We start from the raw sequence: 2,072 nt of genomic DNA, 5'->3' as shown, positions 1-2,072 counted from the left end.
CACCAGCCTGAGATCAGGGGCCTTTGCAGGGCTTGTGGCATCATGGTTTTTACTATTCATTGCCGGCCATCCATCCCAGGATTTCCCTGGTGAAATAAGTAAGGATAATTTCGGCTCCGGCCCTTTTTACAGCGGTTACTGATTCCAGGGCCACGCTTTTTTCATCCAGCCAGCCCAGCTGTGCTGCGGCCTTGATCTGGCTGTATTCCCCGCTTACCTGGTAAGCCGCCACCGGCAGGTTAAAGGAGCTTTGCAGGGCGCTTATAATGTCCAGGTAGGGCAGGGCCGGCTTGACCATGAGCATGTCCGCTCCCTGGATTATGTCGGCTTCTGCCTCGCGCAGGGCCTCTCTGGCGTTGCCGGGATCCATCTGGTAGGTCTTGCGGTCTCCAAACGAGGGTGCGCTCTGGGCCGCTTCCCGGAAGGGGCCGTAATAGGCCGAGGCATACTTGACCGCGTAGGACATAATGGGCAGTTCCTTGAAGCCCTGGTTGTCCAGCATGTCACGGATGGCCTGGACCCGGCCGTCCATCATGTCTGACGGGGCCACAATATCCGCCCCGGCCTGGGCATGGGAAAGGGCGGTCCGGGCCAGAAGACCCAGGCTGGGATCATTTTGGACCTTTTTATCCTGGATAAGGCCGCAATGCCCGTGATCGGTGTATTCGCAAAGGCAGACGTCGGTTATGATCACCAGGGATGGAAAACGCTTCTTGAGTTTTTGAACCGTCTGCTGGATTATTCCATCCTGTGCATAGGCCTGACTGGCCCGGGCGTCCTTGTGTACGGGGATGCCAAAGAGGATGACGCTTTGAAGTCCCAGGTCCACCGCCCGGGACACTTCTTCCTCCAGAGCGGCCGGGGCGAGCTGGCTCTGCCCGGGCATGGAGGCAATAGGCCGGGATTCTTTGGGGTCCCTGGATTCCAGGACAAAAAAGGGCTGGACCAGGTTGCGGGGCAAAAGATCCGTTTCCCGGACCATTTCCCGGATGGCCTTTGAAGAGCGAAGTCTTCTGCCGCGGTAAAAATTTGAGCTGTTCATATTGCCTTTATTTCCTCGTCTTTCAGGTAGCAGGCCGGGTCCTGGGCCCAGATGTCGCCATAGAAGGCCTCGGCCCTGGCCCGGAAGTTGCCGGCGCAGACGTTTAGAAACCTGCACCCGGCGCACCTTCCGCCCACGTATTTTTTCTTGTCCTTTAGCTTTTGCAGAAGCTCTATGGACTCGTCCTCCCAGATCCGGGAAAAGGGCCGCTCAAGGACATTGCCGAACACGTGCTGCCGCCAGAACTGGTCCGGATGAACGCTGCCGTCCCAGGATATGCAGCCGATGCCCCGGCCGGAATTGTTGCCCTCGTTGAACTGCAGAAGCTCCAAAACTTCTTTGGCCCGCTGCGGGTCTTCCTTGAGCAGGCGCAGATAAATATAGGGGCCGTCTGCATGGTTGTCCACGGTTAGGACTTCCTTGGGCATGCCGGCGTCAAAAAGGGCTCTGGTTTCATCCAGTATCAGATCCACCAGCTCCCGGGTACCCTGGTGTCCCAGGTCTTCTTTGATGAGTTCGGAACCGCGTCCGGAGTAAACAAGGTGATAAAAACAGACACGGGGTATATCCATGTCTTTCAGGAGTTGGAATATCTTTGGGACTTCCGTGACGTTTCTCTTGTTGACAGTAAAGCGAAGCCCCACTTTGAGCCCCTGCTCCTGACAGTTTTTCACGCCCTGCATGGCCTTGTCAAAGGATCCGGGCACTCCCCGGAACTTGTCATGTACTTCCGGGCCTCCGTCAATGGAAATGCCCACGTAGGAAAGTCCGACATCCTTTAGCTCCCTGGCCTTGTCCCTGGTGATGAGGGTGCCGTTGGTGGAGATCACCGCCCGCATGCCGCGGCCTACTGCGTGGCTGGCCAGCTGTACCAGGTCCCGGCGCACCAGGGGTTCGCCCCCGGAAAAAAGCATCACCGGCGCACCGTAGTCAGCCAGATCGTTGATTATCTCTTTGGCCGCAGGGGTGTCGATCTCGTCGGTACCCTGCTCGTCCAGGGCCTGGGCATAACAGTGAACGCATTTCAGGT

At 57.6% G+C, this 2,072-nt stretch carries 2 protein-coding genes; both read right to left on the bottom strand.

Annotated features, from left to right (window positions below; translation table 11 throughout):
• Positions 1-52: 52 nt before the first annotated feature.
• The gene (gene hemB / locus D5S03_RS03355) at positions 53-1,042 is read right to left on the bottom strand and encodes a porphobilinogen synthase (protein WP_287042666.1); all 990 of its coding nucleotides are present in this window, start codon (positions 1,040-1,042) and stop codon (positions 53-55) included.
• The coding region (locus tag D5S03_RS03350) for a radical SAM/SPASM domain-containing protein (protein WP_287042665.1) at positions 1,039-2,072 on the bottom strand (1,034 nt) is incomplete at its 5' end. The genes hemB and D5S03_RS03350, both read right to left, overlap by 4 nt.

The organism is Desulfonatronospira sp. MSAO_Bac3 (assembly GCF_003838035.1).
In the GTDB taxonomy this organism is placed as follows: domain Bacteria; phylum Desulfobacterota; class Desulfovibrionia; order Desulfovibrionales; family Desulfonatronovibrionaceae; genus Desulfonatronospira; species Desulfonatronospira thiodismutans.
Note: the sequence above shows the minus strand (reverse complement) of the source record. Positions and strands in the feature narration are given on the sequence as shown.

Coding starts and splice junctions, on each gene's coding strand:
- hemB (WP_287042666.1), bottom strand. CDS start 1,042: ATGAACAGCTCAAATTTTTACCGCGGCAGAAGACTTCGCTCTTCAAAG.